The sequence below is a fragment of the Burkholderia sp. 10_S31 genome (genome assembly GCF_056930375.1).
Genome location: NZ_JBXOWK010000001.1, coordinates 308197 through 327292, shown reverse-complemented (window position 1 = coordinate 327292; position 19096 = coordinate 308197). Strand labels below are relative to the sequence as shown.

Annotated in this window: 16 protein-coding genes and 1 pseudogene; 4 read left to right on the top strand and 13 right to left on the bottom strand. The window is 66.7% G+C overall.

The annotated features are described in order from the left end of the window. Positions 1 to 73 precede the first annotated feature (73 nt). The gene (locus AC1Z3W_RS01475; protein WP_057925473.1) at positions 74 to 670 is read left to right on the top strand and encodes an MlaC/ttg2D family ABC transporter substrate-binding protein; all 597 of its coding nucleotides are present in this window, start codon (positions 74 to 76) and stop codon (positions 668 to 670) included. Positions 671 to 767: 97 nt separating this feature from the next. On the opposite strand, the gene AC1Z3W_RS01470 is transcribed toward AC1Z3W_RS01475, so the two are convergent. From AC1Z3W_RS01470 to glcD, 10 genes and pseudogenes are all read right to left on the bottom strand, one after another. After that, a complete protein-coding gene (locus AC1Z3W_RS01470) occupies positions 768 to 1034 on the bottom strand; it encodes a hypothetical protein (RefSeq protein ID WP_057925474.1) in 267 nt (88 codons plus the stop codon). Then, positions 1034 to 1524: pseudogene (locus AC1Z3W_RS01465) on the bottom strand (DUF2778 domain-containing protein). Before AC1Z3W_RS01465 ends, AC1Z3W_RS01470 begins: the two are co-directional and overlap by 1 nt. Positions 1525 to 1860: 336 nt before the next feature. Continuing rightward, positions 1861 to 2505 (bottom strand): response regulator, encoded by a 645-nt coding sequence (locus tag AC1Z3W_RS01460; RefSeq protein ID WP_124832574.1) that lies wholly within the window; start codon positions 2503 to 2505, stop codon positions 1861 to 1863. 32 nt (positions 2506 to 2537) lie between these two features. Continuing rightward, positions 2538 to 3920, bottom strand: coding sequence for a cache domain-containing protein (locus AC1Z3W_RS01455; RefSeq protein ID WP_057925477.1), 1383 nt, complete (start codon positions 3918 to 3920; stop codon positions 2538 to 2540). A 130-nt stretch (positions 3921 to 4050) separates the two neighbouring features. Further along, the gene (locus AC1Z3W_RS01450; RefSeq protein WP_057925478.1) at positions 4051 to 5613 is read right to left on the bottom strand and encodes a sensor domain-containing diguanylate cyclase; all 1563 of its coding nucleotides are present in this window, start codon (positions 5611 to 5613) and stop codon (positions 4051 to 4053) included. 546 nt (positions 5614 to 6159) lie between these two features. Then, positions 6160 to 8334, bottom strand: coding sequence for a malate synthase G (locus AC1Z3W_RS01445; protein WP_124832575.1), 2175 nt, complete (start codon positions 8332 to 8334; stop codon positions 6160 to 6162). A gap of 42 nt (positions 8335 to 8376) precedes the next feature. Beyond that, the gene (locus tag AC1Z3W_RS01440; protein ID WP_057925480.1) at positions 8377 to 8781 is read right to left on the bottom strand and encodes a GlcG/HbpS family heme-binding protein; all 405 of its coding nucleotides are present in this window, start codon (positions 8779 to 8781) and stop codon (positions 8377 to 8379) included. Positions 8782 to 8803: 22 nt separating this feature from the next. Then, the gene (glcF, locus tag AC1Z3W_RS01435; RefSeq protein WP_057925481.1) at positions 8804 to 10024 is read right to left on the bottom strand and encodes a glycolate oxidase subunit GlcF; all 1221 of its coding nucleotides are present in this window, start codon (positions 10022 to 10024) and stop codon (positions 8804 to 8806) included. Positions 10025 to 10048: 24 nt separating this feature from the next. Further along, entirely contained in the window at positions 10049 to 11131 is a 1083-nt protein-coding gene (gene glcE / locus AC1Z3W_RS01430) for a glycolate oxidase subunit GlcE (RefSeq protein WP_175827159.1), read from the bottom strand. Next, positions 11131 to 12630, bottom strand: a complete 1500-nt coding sequence (glcD, locus tag AC1Z3W_RS01425; RefSeq protein WP_057925483.1) for a glycolate oxidase subunit GlcD — start codon at positions 12628 to 12630, stop codon at positions 11131 to 11133. Before glcD ends, glcE begins: the two co-directional genes overlap by 1 nt. A gap of 223 nt (positions 12631 to 12853) precedes the next feature. On the opposite strand from glcD, the gene glcC reads away from it, so the two are divergent. The 3 genes from glcC to AC1Z3W_RS01410 all read left to right on the top strand — a co-directional run bounded on the left by glcC (position 12854) and on the right by AC1Z3W_RS01410 (position 16439). Next, complete coding sequence (gene glcC, locus AC1Z3W_RS01420; protein ID WP_057925484.1) at positions 12854 to 13624, top strand: transcriptional regulator GlcC; 771 nt, start codon at positions 12854 to 12856, stop codon at positions 13622 to 13624. A gap of 213 nt (positions 13625 to 13837) precedes the next feature. Further along, complete coding sequence (locus AC1Z3W_RS01415; RefSeq protein WP_483506718.1) at positions 13838 to 15319, top strand: nitronate monooxygenase; 1482 nt, start codon at positions 13838 to 13840, stop codon at positions 15317 to 15319. Positions 15320 to 15491: 172 nt separating this feature from the next. Next, positions 15492 to 16439 carry a GlxA family transcriptional regulator gene (locus AC1Z3W_RS01410; protein ID WP_057925486.1) on the top strand — a complete coding sequence of 316 codons (948 nt, stop codon included), beginning with the start codon at positions 15492 to 15494 and terminating at the stop codon, positions 16437 to 16439. A gap of 66 nt (positions 16440 to 16505) precedes the next feature. Here the strand turns inward: AC1Z3W_RS01410 and AC1Z3W_RS01405 are convergent, their stop codons facing one another. The 3 genes from AC1Z3W_RS01405 to AC1Z3W_RS01395 form a co-directional block, all read right to left on the bottom strand. Continuing rightward, positions 16506 to 16988, bottom strand: a complete 483-nt coding sequence (locus tag AC1Z3W_RS01405; RefSeq protein ID WP_483506716.1) for a YybH family protein — start codon at positions 16986 to 16988, stop codon at positions 16506 to 16508. A 121-nt stretch (positions 16989 to 17109) separates the two neighbouring features. Then, positions 17110 to 17964 (bottom strand): DJ-1/PfpI family protein, encoded by an 855-nt coding sequence (locus AC1Z3W_RS01400; protein WP_483506714.1) that lies wholly within the window; start codon positions 17962 to 17964, stop codon positions 17110 to 17112. A gap of 152 nt (positions 17965 to 18116) precedes the next feature. After that, on the bottom strand, positions 18117 to 18863 hold the full coding sequence (locus tag AC1Z3W_RS01395; RefSeq protein ID WP_057925489.1) for an SDR family oxidoreductase: 747 nt from the start codon (positions 18861 to 18863) through the stop codon (positions 18117 to 18119). Positions 18864 to 19096 lie beyond the last annotated feature (233 nt).

Genomic DNA, 19096 nt, shown 5'->3' with positions numbered 1-19096 from the left:
ACTTCGACCCACCGGCCGATGCAATCGATGCAATCCGCCGGCCGTTTTTTTCTCATCGAGTGCGATTATCCGTATGAAACGTCATCTGTTTGCTTTCGTCGCGGCGGCTGCCGTGTCGGTTTCCGCTTTCGCGCAGAGCGCGCCGGTCGACGTCGTCCGCACTGCGGTCGAGGGCACGGTCAACGCGATGAAGGCCGATCCGGGTGCGCGCGGTGGCGACATGGCGAAAGTCACGCACGTCGTCGAGCAGCGCTTCCTGCCCGCGACGAACTTCGAGCGAACGACCCGCATCGCGGTCGGCGATGCCTGGAAGCAGGCAACGCCGCAACAGCAGCAGGAGCTGTACAAGCAGTTCAAGCTGCTGATGACGCGCACCTATGCCGCATCGCTCGCGCAGCTCGGCAGCCAGGACGCGAAGTTCTCGTTCAAGGCGGGCGGCGCGTCGGGTGCCGATGCGCTGGTGCAGTCGACGGTCACGACGCCGGGCGACAGCCAGTCGGTCGGCTACCGGCTCGGCAAGGTCGGCAGCGACTGGAAGATCTACGACATCGACATGTCGGGCGCGTGGCTGATCCAGGTCTACCAGGGCCAGTTCAAGAGCCAGCTCGCGTCGGGCGGTATCGACGGGCTGATCGCGTATCTGCAGAAGCACAATTCGCGGACGAATTGACGGTCGCGGCGCGAGCCGCGACTGAAATGCGACGCTGAAATCATCACGCCCCGGTCGCGAATGCGGCCGGGGCGTTGCACATTGAACAAATGCACCATCAGTGTTTCACCTGGCGCCGAACTACCCGGTTAACGCCCCAAACAGCCAAGCCGGCCACGACGAGACAGACGGCCAGTACGAGCAAGAGCCCGATCCCCTCGACGTCGTCGGCATGCGCAATGGTGTCAACCCCGAAAAATGCCATCGCCGATTCGATTGTCGCGGGAATGTGCGTCTCGATCGGGAGACGGACGAACCAGCGTGTGAGCAGCGTGCCGAGAATGAGGGTCGCCAGGATGTTGAGGGCATAGCGCGTGACCTTCATTACCGCACCTCGACGATTCCATATGCCTTGACGTTGCTCCCCGGGATCGGCAACGTTGCGCCCCGTGCCCGAAGGTACGCCGATAACCGTTCGAAGTCTTGCGCATCCTTCACGGTGATGCAGCCTTCGCTGCGTCCGAGCGGGCCGTTCGGATGCAGGCGGAATGCGCCGCGCCGCGGCGCACGCCGTTCACGGTTGTCCAATCGTCGATTGTCCCGTCGGCACGGTACAGCGCAAACCATCTATCCCGGTTGGTTTCATACAGGTTCGCATGCACGAAGTCATAGAGCCATCCCAGGCGGCCTCCCGACTGTCGATCGACGACGTAATACAAGCCCTGCGGCAAAGGACCTGACTTCGGCTTCGCGATCGCTTCCGGTTGGTTGCGATCGTTTGGCATGCCGTTGAACGCCGATACGGGACCGGCGCCAACGCATGAAAGGGTGGAAATCGGCCGCCCGTTCAGGACGAAGGTGCATGACGCTGACATGGGTGATCCCGCAGTTGATTTGGACGGACCGTATCAGATGAACCTGGGGCACTCAACTCGGTAGTCCTGCCGGGGACCACGATCGGGTCGCCCTCCTCTGTGAAATCGTCTTGAACCACGACGTCTACGGACGCACGCGCGCGACTGCGCGCGGCAGCCGAAAAATGTTACGGACTGTCCGCGAAATCACTGTCGCTGTAAGTTGAGTCAAGGCAAGTCAAGCCGTGCTTCTCGACTGCATCGCGTAAGACGCGACGGCCTGACACCGGATGTGGTTCGTCACGTCGAACATTCATGTCAAAGGACCTGAATGTAAAAAATCGGCCGGCAATCCGCTCACCGCCGCCGATGCTCGACCGCAAACTTGATCAGCTCCGCTTGCCCTTCGATCTCGAGCTTTCGCTTCAGGTTGAGCCGATGGGTTTCCACCGTGCGCACCGACAGCCCCGTCTGCTGCGCGATCTGCTTGCTCGACAGCCCCTCGGCCAGCGCATCGAGGATGTCGCGTTCGCGCGGGGTCAAGCGGTCGAGCGGCGACGCGGCCGCGCTCGCCTGGATCATCCGCGCGGCGAGCCCCTCGCTGAAGAACGTCTGCCCGGCCAGCACCGCGCCGATCGCGCGCACGATCTCGCTCGCCGGCGAATCCTTCAGCAGATAGCCGTGCGCGCCGGCGCGCACGGCCTGCGTCACGTATTCGATGTTGTCGTGCATCGACAGCATCAGCACACGGATCCCCGGAAAGCGCTCGTGGAACACGCCGGCGAGCGTGATGCCGTTCATCCCGTTCATGCCGACGTCCATCAGCGCGAGATCGGGTTCGAGCGATGCAGCGAGCGCGAGCGCCTCGTCCGCGTTGCCGGCTTCGCCGACCACGGACAGGTCGGCCGCCTCGAGCCGCATCCGCAGGCCGTCGCGCACCAGCGGGTGGTCGTCGACGAGCAGCAGTCGGGCGGCGGGCCGGGCGGTGTCGGGGGCGCTCATGGGCAAAGGTCTCCGGTTATGGTGGCGCGTTATCAGGCGACGGCGCGCAGCGGCACGCGCGCGGCCACGACGGTGTGGCCGACCTGCGACGTGATCGTCAGCGCGCCGCCGAGCGCGTCGAGGCGCTCGCGCATGTTGCGCAGCCCGATGCCGCGGCGCGCATCGGTCTGCGAACGCTCGGCGTCGAAGCCGCAGCCGTTGTCGGCGATGGTCAGCGTGACGGAATGCGCGCCGACGTCGAGCGTGACGGCCGCGCGCGACGCCTGCGCATGATGCACGATGTTGCTGAGCGCTTCCTGCGCGATCCGGAACAGCGCCGTATTGACCGGCGCGGGCAACGGCCGCGCGCCGCTGTGCGCGACCTGCGTATAGCCGATGTCGATGCCGCTTTCCGCGCCGAACTCGCGCACGAGCTGCTCGAGCGCGGCCGCGAGGCCGAGATCGTCGAGCATCGCCGGGCGCAGCGCATGCGAGATGCGCCGCACCTCGCGCAGCGTGTCGCCGAGCCGCCCGACACCCGACGCGAGTGCCTGCTCGGCTTCAGGCATGCGCGTCGCGCCACGCTCGAAACGCGCGAGCGCGGATTCGAGCATCAGCTTCGCGGACACCATCATCTGGCTGATCCCGTCATGCAGCTCGCGCGACAGCCGCTCGCGCTCCTGCTCCTGCGATTCGACGACGCGCTGCGCAAGCTGCTTGAGCTTCGCGTCGGCGCTGCGCGACTCGCTGACGTTCAGCACCAGCGCGCAGACGGCGATCACCGCCGCGCCGGTCAACGCGATCGCGGTGAGCCAGGTCATCGTGCGCTCGATGTTCGCGGACGCGCGCGCGTCGATGCGCTGCAGCGCGGTGTCGACGTCGTCGAGATAGATGCCGGTGCCGACCATCCAGCCCCAGCGTTCGAGCGCGACGACGTAGCCGAGCTTCGGCGCGGCCTTGCCCGTCGACGGCCGCTGCCACGTGTAGCGCACGTAACCGCCGCCGTGCGACGCGGCGCCGATCAGTTGCTGGATCGTCAGCGCACCCTGCGGGTCGCGCATCGACCAGTAGTTGTGGCCGACGCGCTCGGGCTCGCGCGGATGCATCAGCGCATTGCCGTGCAGGTCGTATACGAAGAAATAGCCGTCGGGGCCGAAATCCATCTTCTGCAGCATCGCGAGCGCTTGCGTGCGCAGCAACCCCTCGTCGCGCGCATTGCGGCCGCTCGCGTCGTACAGCGGCATGATCGCGCTCGTCGCGAGCTCGACGTAGTGCTTCAGCTCGACTTCCTTGCTCGACAGGTAGGCAGCCTGGATCGTCGCATGCTGCGTGCGCGCGAGCGACGTCGCCTGCTGGCGCACGCCGAAGCCGATGCCGGCGATCGCGAGCAGGAACGGCACGATGGCCAGAAGGAAAATCTTTGCCTTGAGTCTCATGGTGGTGCGAAGCGGGCGCGGGCCGGCGGGCGCGTGTGCCGCGCGGCGGCGCGGCGAGCCGACATTGTCGGCGATTTTGCCCGCGGGCGGCGGTGCGGCGGCCGGACGGCCAGTCGGCGCGCAGGTCGGCTCAGACGCGGCGCGGCGTGCGGTCGACGGACGGGGCCGTCTGCACGACGACCTGGTTGCGCCCGCGTTCCTTCGCGCGGTACAGCGCGTCGTCGGCGAGCTTCAGCGCGGCCTGGATGCTGTCGTCGCGTTCCGGATAGCAGGTCGTCACGCCAATGCTCGCGGTCAGGCGGCCGGACGTGCTCGTGTCGTGCCGGATCCCCAGATCGAGGATGCTGGTGCGGATCGCTTCGGCGATCGTCACGGCGCCGTTCGTGTCGACGTCGGGCAGTACGACGACGAACTCCTCGCCGCCGTAGCGGGCCGCATAGTCGGCCGGGCGCCGCAGGCAGCCGGCGATGCAGCGGCCGACGGCGGCGAGCGCATCGTCGCCGGCCTGGTGGCCTTGCGTGTCGTTGTAGCGCTTGAAGTGATCGACGTCGACGAACAGCAGCGACAGCGCGTGCTGCGAGCGCGCCGCGCGGCGCCATTCGCGCGCGAGCGTGACGTCGAGCATCCGGCGGTTGTCGAGGCCGGTGAGGCCGTCGGTGCGCGCGAGGGCCTGCAGTTCGGTTTCCGCGCGGTGACGCTTGCGCAATTGCACGTCGAGCAGCAGCGACAGGCCGACGAAGCCGAGCGCGAGCACGGCCATGGCCGTGCCGATCGGGATCGCGCGGTCGTACCACGCGGCGTAGGTGTCGGCTTCCGAGCGCGCGACCATGATGATCAGCGGCAGGTTATCGAGGTGCCGGAACACGTACAGGCGCCGCACGCCGTCGATCGACGCGGTATCGGCGAAGCTGCCCTCGCTGGCGGTCATGAACTGCCGGAACGTGCTTGCCTTGCTGATGTCGCGGCCGACGATCGCCGGGTCGTACGGCTGGCGCGCGAGCATCAGGCCGTCGGTATTGATCAGCGCCATCGACCCGCGATCGCCGAGCGCGAGGCGCGAGAACAGGTTCTGGAAATATTCGAGCCGGATCGACATCACGGCAACGCCGCCGAACGACCCGTCGGGCCGCGTGATTCGCCGGCTGAGCGCGACGCTCGGCGAGCCGTCGCGCAGCCGTGAATGGTATGGGTCGCTGACGTACAAGCCGACGTCCGGGTGGTCGCGCTGCACGGTGAAGTACCGTTCGTGGGCGAAATTGGCCTTGCGCGGCACGTCGCTCTTGCCGTCGACCGCAATGTCGCCGTTCGCGTCGAGCACGTAGATGCCGCCGAGGTACTTGGCCGTCGTCGCACGATCGAACAGCACCTGGCGGCGCAGCGGCATCGGCAGCGCGACGATCGTCGGATCGTTCTCGCCTTCGACGACCGCCTGCAGCGACAGTGAGTAGAACTCGATATTGCGTTCGATGTCCCACGACGCCATCAGCGCGATGTTCTGCTGCGTGATGCGCGCACGGTCGCGCGCGTCGATGCGGGCTTCGTACAGCACGATGCCGCAGAGCAGCATCAGGAGCAGGCCGATCAGCAAGCCCGAATAGAAGATCAGGTGCGGCAGGAGGAGCCTGCGCAATTGCGCCGCGACACGGCCCGTCAGGCCGGATTCGCTGGGCATTGCGTAGTCGGTTTCTGCCATGGTCCGTGGATCGATGGGCATCGCCGCCGGGCGGTGGGCCGATGCTATTGTTCGTATGATTGGACGGGGGCGATCGGGTATGCGGCCCCCGGCACGCATTTGTCCGACTGACCGAGAAAACGGGGGCCGATTATCGGTATTTGCGGTTGGATAAACCGCCAGGTCCCCTGTTCACCGGCAAGATTTGCCGCGATTCGACGATCCGACGAATCGGGCGGCGCGGATTGGTCCGAGTATAACGCGCACATTGGCGTGCGCGGAAAATGTTGTGAATCGTTGATCCGGATCAAATTAGCGCGGCCTCCGAAACTTGCCAATTGCGCGCAGAGCGTTGCAGCGCAAGGCTCCGTGCCCGCGCGGGAGCGGCGTGCATTCCGCGGTCGCCGATTTTCGCGGTGAGCGGCCGGCGAACGCGAAACCCGAAGTCGTGCGATACGGACCGGTTATCCGTTTCAGCATCCGCATAAATTCATAGATGAAAACGGGCGGCCGGTGATGGCCGCCCGTTTCGGGAAACCGCATGCGGGAAAGCCCGCATGCGAAGGTTCACGCGCCGCGCTGTTGCGCCTTGAACGCGAGCCGGAACCGATGCAGCAGCGGCTCGGTATAGCCGCTCGGCTGCGACGTGCCCTGCAGCGCCAGCGCGCACGCGGCCTTGAACGCGGTCGACTGGTCGTAGCCGGGCGCCATCGGGCGGTAGTTCGGGTCGCCCGCGTTCTGCTGGTCGACGATGCGCGCCATCCGCTTGAACACGTCGAGCACGAACGCCTCGGTGATCACGCCGTGGCGCAGCCAGTTCGCGATGTGCTGGCTCGAGATGCGCAGCGTTGCGCGGTCTTCCATCAGGCCGACGTCGTGGATGTCGGGCACCTTCGAGCAGCCGACGCCCTGTTCGACCCAGCGCACCACGTAGCCGAGGATGCCCTGCGCGTTGTTCTCGACCTCGCTCAGGATCTCGGCCTCGCTCCAGGCGGCGCGCTCGACGACCGGCACGGTCAGCAGCCCTTCGAGCAGTGCGTCGCGCTCGCTCGCGTACGGCGTCTTCTCGAGCTCCTGCTGGACGGCCTGCACGTCGACGAGGTGGTAGTGCAGCGCGTGCAGCGTCGCGGCGGTCGGCGACGGCACCCAGGCGGTGTTCGCGCCGGCGCGCGGATGCGCGATCTTCTGCTCGAGCATCGCGTGCATCAGGTCCGGCATCGCCCACATGCCCTTGCCGATCTGCGCGCGGCCGCGCAGGCCGGCCGACAGGCCCGCGAGCACGTTGTTGCGCTCGTACGACTGGATCCACGCCGACGACTTCATGTCGCCCTTGCGGATCATCGGGCCCGCTTCCATCGCGGTGTGCATCTCGTCGCCGGTGCGATCGAGGAAGCCGGTGTTGATGAACGCGACGCGCGCGGCGGCCGCGGCGATGCACGCGGCGAGGTTCACGCTGGTGCGGCGCTCCTCGTCCATGATGCCCATCTTCAGCGTGTTGCGCGGCAGGTTGTACAGATCCTCGATGCGCGCGAACAGCGTATCGGCGAACGCGACTTCGACCGGGCCGTGCATCTTCGGCTTCACGATGTAGATCGAGCCCGTGCGCGAGTTGCGCTTCGCCTTCAGGTCGTGCAGCGAGCACAGCACCGTGACGACGCCGTCGAGGATCCCTTCCGGAATCTCGTTGCCGTCGCGGTCGAGCACCGCGCCGTTGGTCATCAGGTGGCCGACGTTGCGCACGAACAGCAGCGAGCGGCCGTGCAGCGACAGCGTGCCGCCGGCCGGCGTCGTGTACTCGCGATCGGCGTTCAGGCGGCGCGTGAAGGCCTTGCCGCCCTTCGCGACTTCCTCGACCAGCGTGCCCTGCATCAGGCCGAGCCAGTTGCGGTAGAGCTGGACCTTGTCGTCGGCGTCGACCGCCGCGACCGAATCCTCGCAGTCGATGATCGTGCTGACCGCCGCTTCGAGCACGACGTCCTTCACGTTCGCGAGATCGGCGCGACCGATGGGGGTCGATGCGTCGATCTGGATCTCGAGGTGCAGGCCGTTGTGCTTGAGCAGGATCGCGGACGGCGCGCCCGCCGCGCCCTGGTAGCCGACGAATTGCGCCGGCTGTGCGAGGGGCACGACGCCCTTGCCGGTTTCGACGGCGAGCTGGCCGTCCTGCACGCGGTAGCGCAGCGCGTCGCGGTGCGAGCCGCTCGCGAGCGGCGCCGCGTTGTCGAGCACGTCGCGCGCGTAGTCGATCACGCGCTGGCCGCGCGTCGGGTTGTAGGCCGCGGTGCGTTCCGCGCCGCCGTCCTCGGGCAGCGCATCGGTGCCGTACAACGCGTCGTACAGGCTGCCCCAGCGTGCGTTCGCGGCGTTCAGCGCATAGCGCGCGTTCGACAGCGGCACGACGAGCTGCGGGCCGGCTTGCGTCGCGATCTCGCTGTCGACGTTCGTGGTGGCTGCCGCGACGTTCGACGGGACCGGCACGAGGTAGCCGATCTGTTCGAGGAACGCGCGATACGCGGCATGGTCGCGCACCGGGCCGGGGTGCGCGCGATGCCACGAGTCGAGTTCCTGCTGGAGGCGGTCGCGTTCCGCGAGCAGTTCGCGGTTGCGCGGCGCGAGGTCGTGCACCAGGGCCGAGAAACCGCTCCAGAACGCGGCCTTGTCGATACCGGTGCCCGGCAGTGCTTCGTTTTCAATGAACTGGCTCAGCGCTGGCGCGACTTGCAGTCCTGCTTGGTCGATCATCGTGATTCCTCCCGGGGAAAAATGCGCGCGCGGCTTGGCTGGTTATGCCGCGACGCTTTGTGTGCCGGCGCGGGCAATCTGCGCGTCCTGTTCGGACTTTACGCCAGACACACCGATCGCGCCTGCAATGCGGCCGTCCACCGTGACCGGCACGCCGCCTTCGAGCAACCCCGTCAGCGGCACGCTCAGAAACGCCGTGCGGCCACCGTTGATCATATCCTCATACGCCTTCGTCTCGCGACGGCCGAGCGCCGCCGCGCGCGCCTTGTCCTGCGCGATGCAGGCGCTGGCCGCCGACGCGCCGTCGAGGCGTGCGAACGCCAGCAGGTGGCCGCCGTCGTCGACGATGGCAATCGACACCGCCCAGCCGTGACGCTCGGCTTCCGCGCGGGCGGCGGCAAGCATGCGTTCGACATCGGCGAGTTCGAGTTCGGGTTTCGTTTTCAAGGTGTTCCTCCGGAATCAGCGGTCAGTTGACGAGTCGGTTGTCGACGAGCTCGATCCAGTGGCGCACGGACGTACGGCCCGCGCCGTTCAGGTGAGTCTGGCAGCCGACGTTGGCCGTGACAATCAGGTCCGGCCGCGCGGCTTCGAGCGCGTCGAGCTTGTTGTCGCGCAGTCGGGTCGCGAGTTCGGGCTGCGTCAGCGAATAGGTGCCGGCCGAGCCGCAGCACAGGTGGCCGTCGGCGACATTCGTCAGATCGAAGCCGAGCCGCGTCAGGATGCTTTCCACCGCGCCGCCGAGCCGCTGCGCGTGCTGCAGCGTGCACGGGCAATGCACCGCGACGCGGCGCGGCGTCGCATCGGCCAGCGCGTCGAGCGGTTCGGCCGCGATCACTTCGGCGAGATCGCGCGCAAGCGCGCTGACGCGCCGCGCCTTGTCCGCATAGACGGGGTCGGAGCGCAGCAGGTCGCCGTATTCCTTCACGAACGCGCCGCAGCCGCTTGCCGTCAGCACGATCGCTTCCGCGCCGGCCTCGATCGCGGGCCACCACGCATCGATGTTGCGGCGCGCTCGCGCGAGCCCCGCCTCCTGTGCGTTCAGGTGATATTCGGTCGCGCCGCAGCAGCCGGCTTCGCGCGCGGGCGTCACGCTGATGCCGAGCCGGTCGAGCACGCGTGCCGCGGCCGCGTTGGTGTTCGGCGACAGCGATGGCTGCACGCAGCCTTCGAGCATCAGCACGCGCCGCGCATGGCGTACCGGCGGGCGCGGGGTGTCTGCCGGCGCGGCGGCCGGGATCTTGTCCTGCAGTGTCGCGGGCAGCAGCGGGCGCAGCGCGCGGCCGGCCTTCAGCAGCGCGGCGAACGTCGCCGGCCGCGGCACGACGTGACGCAGGCCCGCACGCAGCAGGCGTTCGCGTGCCGGGCGGCGCGCGCGCTTTTCCGCTTCCGCGCGGCCGATGTCGAGCAGCGTGTGATAGCGCACGCCCGACGGACAGGTCGTCTCGCAGTTGCGGCAGGTCAGGCAGCGATCGAGATGCCGCTGCGTGCGCTCGCCGCACGGCTCGCCTTCGAGCATCTGCTTGATCAGGTAGATGCGCCCGCGCGGCCCGTCGAGCTCGTTGCCGAGCACCTGGTAGGTCGGGCAGGTCGCGTTGCAGAAGCCGCAGTGCACGCAGGCGCGCAGGATCGCTTCCGCTTCGTCGGCCCGGTCGAGGGCCTTGCTTGCTTCGCTGAGATTGGTTTGCATCGGCGGTTCGAAGTCGGGTTGGCGTCAGACGTCCGCGTACAGGCGGCCGGGATTGAAGATCGCATGCGGATCGAGTTGTGCCTTCAGCTGCCGGTGCACGCGCAGCAGCGCGGGCGGCAGCGGCTGGAACGGCTCGGGCGTCGTGCCGGGCGTGAAGCAGGTCGCGTGGCCGCCCCACTGCGCGGCGAACCGCTGCACGTCGGCCGGCGCGGCGTCGCTCTTCAGCCAGCGCTGCGCGCCGCCCCAGTCGACGAGTTGCACGCCCGGCAGCGCATCGAGCGGCGCGGCGGCCGGCACCGACACGCGCCACAGCGGGCGCGGATCGTCGAAGAACGGCAGCGACAGGTCGCGCAGCCGTGCCCAGAAGCCGTCGACGCGATCGTCCATGCGCTCGCCGCCGATCGTGTCGCGCGCGGCCTTCACCGAGCCCTCGCCGCCTTCGAGCCGCACGCGCAGCACGCCGTCCACATGGCAGGCGCCCGCGAGCGGCAGCCCGGCGCGACGCCATCCGGCGACGCGCTGCACCGCTTCGCCTGCCGTGAGCGGCAGCGCGAGATCGCCGGTCGCGCGCGGCTTCGGCAGCACCTTCAGCGATACCTCCGTCACGACGCCGAGGCAGCCGAAGCTGCCCGCGAGCAGCCGCGACACGTCATAACCCGCGACGTTCTTCATCACTTCGCCGCCGAAACGCAGGTGTTTCGCGTGGCCGGTGATTACCCGGCAGCCGAGCACGAAATCGCGCACCGCGCCGGCCCACGGGCGGCGCGGCCCCGACAGCGCGGCCGCGAACATCCCGCCGACGGTTGCCGCGCCGCCGAACGTCGGCGGCTCGCACGGCAGCATCTGGCCGGCCGCGTCGAGCATCGCCTCGAGTTCGGCGAGCGGCGTGCCCGCGCGTGCGGTGATGACGAGTTCGGTCGGGTCGTACGCGACGATGCCGCGGTGCGTGCGCACGTCGAGCGTGCGGCCCTCGACGGCACGGCCGACAAACGCCTTCGTGCCCGCGCCGCGGATGTGCAGCGGCTGACGATCGTGGATCGCGGCGTCGACCTGCGCGACGAGCGCCGCGCTGTCGTCGATCGATTCGGGTTCGCGTTCGCGTCGCATCAGAAGCGCTCCAGTTCGGGAAACGGCAGCTTGCCGTGATGGACGTGCATCGCGCCGAATTCGGCGCAGCGGTGCAGCGTCGGGATGTTCTTGCCGGGATTGAGCAGGCGCTGCGGATCGAACGCCGCCTTCACCGCATGGAAGAACGTGATTTCGTCGGCGTTGAACTGCACGCACATCTGGTTGATCTTCTCGCGCCCGACGCCGTGTTCGCCCGTGATGCTGCCGCCCACCGCGACGCACAGCTCGAGGATCTTGCCGCCGAGCGCTTCCGCGCGGTCGAGCTCGCCGGGGCGGTTCGCGTCGAACAGTATCAGCGGATGCATGTTGCCGTCGCCTGCGTGGAACACGTTCGCGACCGGCAGCGCGTATTCGGCGGACAGCGCGGCGATGCCTTCGAGCACGCGCGGCAGCTCGCGGCGCGGGATCGTGCCGTCCATGCAGTAGTAGTCGGGCGACATGCGGCCGACCGCCGGAAACGCGTTCTTGCGGCCGGCCCAGAAGCGCTGGCGCTCGGCTTCGTCGCGCGCGACGCGGATCTCCGACGCGCCGGCGTCGCGCAGCAGCGCGGCGACGCGTGCGGCGTCTTCTTCGACATCGGTCGCCGCGCCGTCGAGTTCGCACAGCAGGATCGCCTGCGCGTCGACCGGATAGCCGGCGTGGATGAAGTCCTCGGCCGCGCGGATCGCGAGGTTGTCCATCATCTCGAGCCCGCCCGGGATCACGCCCGCGCCGATGATCCGCGCGACCGCCGCGCCGGCTTCGGCGACGTCGTCGAAGCTCGCCATCAGCACCTTCACGCTTGGCGGCTTTGGCAGCAGCTTCACCGTCACTTCGGTGACGATGCCGAGCATTCCCTCGGAGCCGGTGAACAGCGCGAGCAGGTCGAAGCCGGGCGCATCGAGCGCGTCGGCGCCGAGCGTCAGCGTGTCGCCGTCGATCGTCAGGATCTCGACCTTCAGGATGTTGTGCACCGTCAGCCCGTATTTCAGGCAGTGCACGCCGCCTGCGTTTTCGGCGACGTTGCCGCCGATCGAGCATGCGATCTGCGACGACGGATCGGGCGCGTAATAGAGGCCGTACGGTGCGGCGGCCTGCGAGATCGCGAGGTTGCGCACGCCGGGCTGCACGCGCGCGATGCCGGCATCGGCGTCGATTTCGAGAATCCGGTTGAACTTCGACATCGCGAGCAGGAGGCCTTTTTCGAGCGGCATCGCGCCGCCCGACAGCCCGGTGCCCGCGCCGCGCGCGACGACCGGCACGCCGTGCGCGGCCGCGACGCGCAGCACCGCGCGCACCTGCTCGACCGTGTCGGGCAGCACGACCGCGAGCGGCACCGTGCGGTATGCGGCGAGGCCGTCGCATTCGAACGGCTTCAGCGCCTCGCGCTCGTGCAGCACGTCGAGGCCGGGCGCCGCCGCGTTGAGCGCGGCGACGAGCGTGTCGCGGTCGACGGTCGCCAGCGCGCCGTCGATCCGTTCGTCGTAGGTGAAACTCATCGTCTGTCTCCGTCTCCACCATGCAGGCGGCCGCGGGATGCGCAGCGCGCCGGATGGACGGCATTCTTGGCGGGTGGCCGACGCGTGTCCAGACGTCTCTGGCATGGTCATACCAGTTTTTCGAGGCGTGCCTGGCGGGTAGTGGTGGTTGTGACGGAAAACCCAATTGCTACAAGGGTTTGTGAGAAAATCGGCGATATCGTTCCGAAGTGGTCATACCAGTATGGAAATGCAGGATAGACAGGCGCCGGCGCGCAACGTCGCCGATGTCGTCGCCGAGCGGATCGAGCAGCTGATCGTCGACGGCGTGCTGAAGGCCGGGCAGGCGCTGCCGTCCGAGCGGCGGCTCACGGAGAAGCTCGGCGTGTCGCGCACGGCCGTGCGCGAAGGGATGAAGCTGCTGCGCGCGCGCGGGATCATCGACACGACGCACGGCAAGGGTTCGTTCGTTGCGAGCCTGACCCCGCAGCGCGAAGTCTCGCCGATGATGCATCTGCTCGGCTCGCAGCCGCGTACGCTATACGACCTGTTCGAGGTGCGCGGCATGCTCGAGACCGAAGCCGCGCGGCTCGCCGCGCTGCGCGGGACGCCCGCCGACTTCATCCTGATCCGGCGCCGCTACGAGGAAATGACGGCGGCCGATGCGCAGGATCTCGATCCGGCCGCGCGCGCGAAGCTCGACCATGCGTTCCATCTCGCGATCTGCGAGGCGTCGCACAATCCGGTGCTCGTCAACACGCTGCAGTCGCTGACCGACCTGCTGCTCAGTTCCGTGTTCGCGTCGGTGAACAACCTCTATCATCGCGAGCCGCTGAAGAAGCAGATCGACCGTCAGCACGCGCGGCTCTACAACGCGGTGACCGGGCGGCTGCCCGACCAGGCGCGCAAGGCCGCGAGCGAGCATATCCGGCAGTGCGTCGAGTATCTGCGCGAGATCGAAGCGGAGGAGCAGCGGCTCGTGCGCTCGACGCTGCGCCTCGAAGGGTGGACCTGAACCGAACCGTATGACCGAATGGTCGGTGTCGCCATGACGTGTATCAAGCATGTTGCGCCGGGAGTGCGGCCTGGCGGCCGAATATGTCACAATGTGATCTATTCGATGCGTGGCCCGACACGAACCGTTTCGCCTTTGCGCGACGCGCGCTTTGGCCGTTGACCGTTGACCGTTGACCGTGACGCGCCGCCGATCCTGAAAGGAGGACGCTGCATGTCGATTCCGACGCGTGGCGACGGGCCCGAGGCCCGCGCCGTCCAGATCCTGCATCGCCCCGTTTGCGACCTGCTCGGCTGTGCATGGCCGATCGTGCTCGCGGGCATGGGCGGTGTCGCGCGGGCCGAACTCGCGAGCGCGGTGAGCGCGGCCGGCGGGTTCGGTTTTCTCGGGATGGTGCGCGAGCCGGTCGCGCTGATCCGGCGCGAGGTCGAGCAGGTGCGCGCGGCCACCGAGCGGCCGTTCGGCGTCAACCTGATTCCCGCGTCGACGCCGCCCGAGTTGCTCGATGCGCAGCTCGACGCGTGTATCGAATTGCGTGTGCCGGTGGTCGCACTGTTCTGGGACGTGACGCCGGGTGTCGTGCGGCGTCTGCGCGATGCGGGCGTGCGTGTGGTGCATCAGGTCGGCTCGCTCGACGATGCGCGCGCGGCCGAGGCGGCGGGCGCGCAGGCGCTGATCGTCCAGGGGCATGAGGCTGGCGGCCATGTGCGTGGCGATCGGCCGCTGGCCGAGTTGCTGCCTGAAGTGGTTCACGCGACGCGGTTGCCGGTGCTAGCAGCGGGCGGGATCGTCGACGGCGCGGACGTGGCCGCCGCGATGGCGCTCGGCGCGCAGGGCGCGGTCATGGGCACGGCGTTCATCGCAACGCACGAGTCGTTCGCGCATGCGTATCACCAGCAGCGGATCGTCGATGCGCGTGAAGGCGACACGCTGTTGACCGATATCTTCCACATCAATTGGCCGCGCGGCGCGCGGGTGCGTGTGCTGCCGTCGAGCGTCACGCGTGGCGAGCGTGGGGATCCTTTCGGTGATGAGCGCGTGGTGATCGGCGATGAGGAAGGGCGGCCGATCTACCTGTTCAGCACGGATTCGCCGCTGCGTACGATGACGGGCGATTTCGAAGCGATGGCGTTGTATGCGGGTACCGGCGCCGGGAAGATCCGGGCGATCGAATCGGCCGGCGACGTGCTGCGCCGGATCGTGCTCGATGCGGCGGCGATCGTCGAGAAGGGCGTCGTGGCTTCACCGGCAGGCGAGGCGGATGAAAATCGTGCGGCGTTGCTCACGGCGCTCGATGAGTTGCTGGAGGCGGAGCGCGCGGGTGCACGTGTGGCGTCGGAAACGGCGGCCGAGGTCGGCGACGATCAGGAACTCCATCGGCTGATCGCGCATATTCGGCAGGATGAGGCCCACTGGTGCAGCGTGCTGGTCGATGCGATTCGCACGCTCGGTGCGACGCCGACGCGTGCGACCGGTTCGTTCTATGAAAAGGCGATGGCGATCGACGATCTGGCCGAACGGATGGCGTTTTTGAACCGAGGTCAGAGGTGGGTCGTGCGCAAACTGCAGACGCTGCTGCCGACGCTCGCCGATCCGGATATTCATCACGCGCTGTCGCTGATGCTGGTCGCGCATGAGAAGAATATCGGGGCGGTGGATGTGCGGTTGAGGGAGCAGGGGGCGGGGAGCGTTTAGGCGGATGGGCGTTGAGGATGGGCGTTGATTCGCCCGCGCTGTTCTGACGAGTGCGTGTACCGGCAATTGATGGTGGCGTAAATGACGTTCTTCCCTCGTTTTAGGCCGAATGACGCTATTCGAGGGTTATCGGTAAAATACGCCTCTTGGGTATTTCAGTCATTGTTTCGTCATGCATCGAATCGGATTCTTCGTTTGCCGTGGCTACGATGCGCTTGATCTTGGCGGGCCACTGTCGGCCTTCAATCAGGTGGCCACGGCAGCCGGGCATACGCCATACGATCTTCAAGTAATTTCGCAATCCGGCGGCCCGGTTCCTGGCAATACGGGCCTGTCGATCGAGACAAAGCCGATCGGGAGGCGCTCGTTTGATACCGTCGTTTTCGTGGGGGGAGATATCGATCCGATGCAGACATCGGAGAATATCGCCGCTGCGAAAAAATTGACCGCCAGGGCATCGCGGGTGGCAAGCGTGTGCACGGGCGCGTTTCTGCTTGCGGAAACCGGCTCGCTGGATGGCTTGAGAGCAGCGACCCACTGGCGATACGCTGCGCTGTTGCAGTCGCAATTCCCTCGCACCAGGGTCGACGGCGATAGCATCTATATCGTGGATGGCCGCGTCTGGACGTCGGCGGGCATCGCCTCCGGAATAGACCTGGCGCTCGGCATGATTGAAAGAGATATGGGCGCGGAGGTTGCGCGCGCTGTCTCCAGGCTTCTGGTTGTTCCGTATCGTCGACCGGGCGGGCAGTCCCAATTCTCCGCCATGTCGCAGATGGAGCCGGAATCGGATCGTATCCGTATTGCGCTGAATTTCGCCAGGGAGCATCTGGCTGAAGCATTACCTGTCGAACGACTCGCGGATGCCGCGAGATTGAGTTTGCGACAGTTCGGACGAGCCTTTCGGCGCGAAACCGGAGAAACGCCTGCCAAGGCGGTCGAGCGCTTGCGCGTCGAAGCGGCGAGGTTGCGTCTGCAGGGTGGTAGCGAACCGATCGAACAGATTGCCCTGGCTGTCGGGTTCACCGATCCGGAACGGATGCGGCGGGCCTTCATCAAACTGCATGGGCACCCGCCGCAGGCGATTCGACGCGAGAGCAGATCGAATGCAGCGCGCTGATCGACCGCCGGCCGGTCAGCGCGCTGCGTGGTCAACGTTTCTCCAGCGGGCTATGTCGCCGGACACTCAATGGTCATCGGTTTTGACGGGACCGTAACCATTCCACATGTCGCGATGCAGTTTCCACACGCCCGCCTGCTTCACAAAGACGAGAATCTGCTTGGCGCGGATCTTGAGTTTTCCATCGTGATCGCGGACCTCCGCATCCGAGACCTCCGTCACGATCCGATCATTACCGTAGAACTCGTCATGGCTGAACGATACGGTGCCGGGTTTTGATCCGGCATACCCCTTGGTGAAGTACTCGACGATCGCGCGGTTCCCCGTGACTTTGTCGCCTCCGGGCGGCAAGAGTGTGCCGTCGTCGGTATAGAGGCGCCCTATCGCTTCATAGTCTCCGCGCGCAAAAGCATCTGCCCATCGCGCGTTTTCGGCGCTGATGGCCGCTTCGGGCGGACGTTGCGAATCGCCAGCAGTGGCCGGCGCCGTGAATGCGAAAAAGGAGACGCAGGCTGCAAGGGCAGCAGTACAAAAGCGGATCTGTTGCATCGAGTGATTTCCGAACGGGCTTGAATGGATAGGGCGTCGCCAAACAGGCGGGTGGAGCAGACAATGCCGGCCGCGGCCTTCATCGAGGCCGGCGGCCATGCACACATTGCCGGCAAGCGTTTCAGCGAACGCCGGGGATGCGTGCGAGCCCCCTGGATGCGCCGGGCAGTTTCTTGTCGACCATCGCGATGACTTCCGGCCGTGCGTCCCTGGGATGCCCGGAGTGGAACGGCGGAGCGGGGTCATATTCGATCACGAGCTGCGTGAATTCGGCGGCCTGTTGACCGCGCAGTTTCGCTGCCACGCGAAGTGCGAAGTCGATGCCCGCCGTCACGCCGCCGCCGCTCATGAACCGTCCGTTGTCGTCTTCCACGAAGCGATCGGGAACGGGAATGGCGCCGTATTCGGCCAGCTTGTTGACGAAGGCCCAATGGCAGGCGCTTCGCTTGCCCTTGAGAACGCCCGTTGCGGCGAGCACGAGTGATCCGTTGCAAACCGACGTAACGTGCGTGGCGCTTTCTGCCAGACGCCGGATCTGCGCCTGATACGCCGGCCGCATCGGCGCCGTCAAATCGGACCCGCCGGGGACGAGGATCACGTCGGTCTTCTCGATATCGGCCAGTCGTTCAGTCTTGCCATACACGACGCCAAATTCGAGGATCACGTCGCCCCCATTGAGGCTCGCGTAGCGAACGTTCGTATTGGGTAGCCGATGGAAAATCTCGCTGGGGCCCGCGAAGTCGAGAAGCGTACCGCCGTCGTAATTGACGATCAAAATGTCGAGCGGGTCATTCGGGGAAAGTATTCCTTCGCTGCCGGCCTGTGCACGAGCAGGCGTCGCGTGCCCAAGCAATGCGCTACCCCCCAGCACGGCGCCGAGGGTGGCGATGCTTCCAAGCTTGAGAACATCGCGGCGCGAGCGACCTGCCCGGGCGAGTTGCGTGACGGAATCGTTGTTATCGCTACTGTCGATCAAGATGATTTCTCCTTGCACTTCGGCCCCTCTGCGAGCGCACCCGGGCTGGGCCGGATTGAATAACCGCCACGACGAAGCGCGTGGCGGATGCGAGATCAGGATGGGGATGTGACGCGATGACGTGTCGGGCGCGGGAATCGAGAACCGCGAGCTTAAAGCTGCGACGCACCACCATCGACGACCAGTTCGGTGCCGACGACGTACGAGGATTCGTCGCTGGCGAGATAGAGTGCCGCGTAGGCGATGTCCTCGGCCTTGCCCATGTAGCCCACCGGAATGGCTGCGGCGAACTCGGCCTGACGGTCGCGCACCCATTCGTCGGGCATGCCCCACTTGGTGAGCAGTGGCGTCTTCATCGCGCCGGGCGCGATCGCGTTGAAACGGATTTTCCGGTCGAGAAACTCATAGGACCAGCTGCGAGCAAGCGATCGCACGGCAGCCTTCGCCGCCGCAGTCAACGAGATGCCATGCTTGCCGGTCTGCGCGACGAACGATGTATTGAGGATGACAGAGGAACCTTCTCGCAAGTACGGCAGCACCGCTTGAAGCGTGTACACCACGCCCTTGACGTTGATGTCCATGATCTCGTCATAGAGTTCGTCGTCGATGTCATCGATTGCGGACGGGAAAGCCCAGCCAGCGTTGGCGAACACGACATCCAGGCCACCGAACTTCTCTTTTGCTTCTGCGGCAATCGCTCGCATGTCCCGGATCGACCGTACGTCGCCCTTGAGAACGACCGCATTCTCGCCGAGTTCGGTCTTCACGCGCTCGAACACGGCGTCATCGCGACCGGTCACGGCGACTCGGGCGCCTTCCGCAATGAACAGCTTCGCGGTTGCAAGGCCGATGCCACTGGTTCCACCCGTGACCAAGGCCGACTTGTTCTTGAGTCTCATCTTCCGTTCCTTTTCATGTCATGTGATCGATCAGGCCGAAAGTCCAAAACGCAATCGCGTTTCCGCGCTTTTCCCGGCTTGATCTTCCATGCGAAGTATGGAACGTGACGCATATGGCGCAAAGGTCTTATAACCCTCAAAAAACGCCACTCAATCCGCATTGGCGACAACGTCTTCCGGCGCCTGGTGACGCCCGCGCGTCAAGCAACCACGGCAGGGTCGGGGCGGGGCGG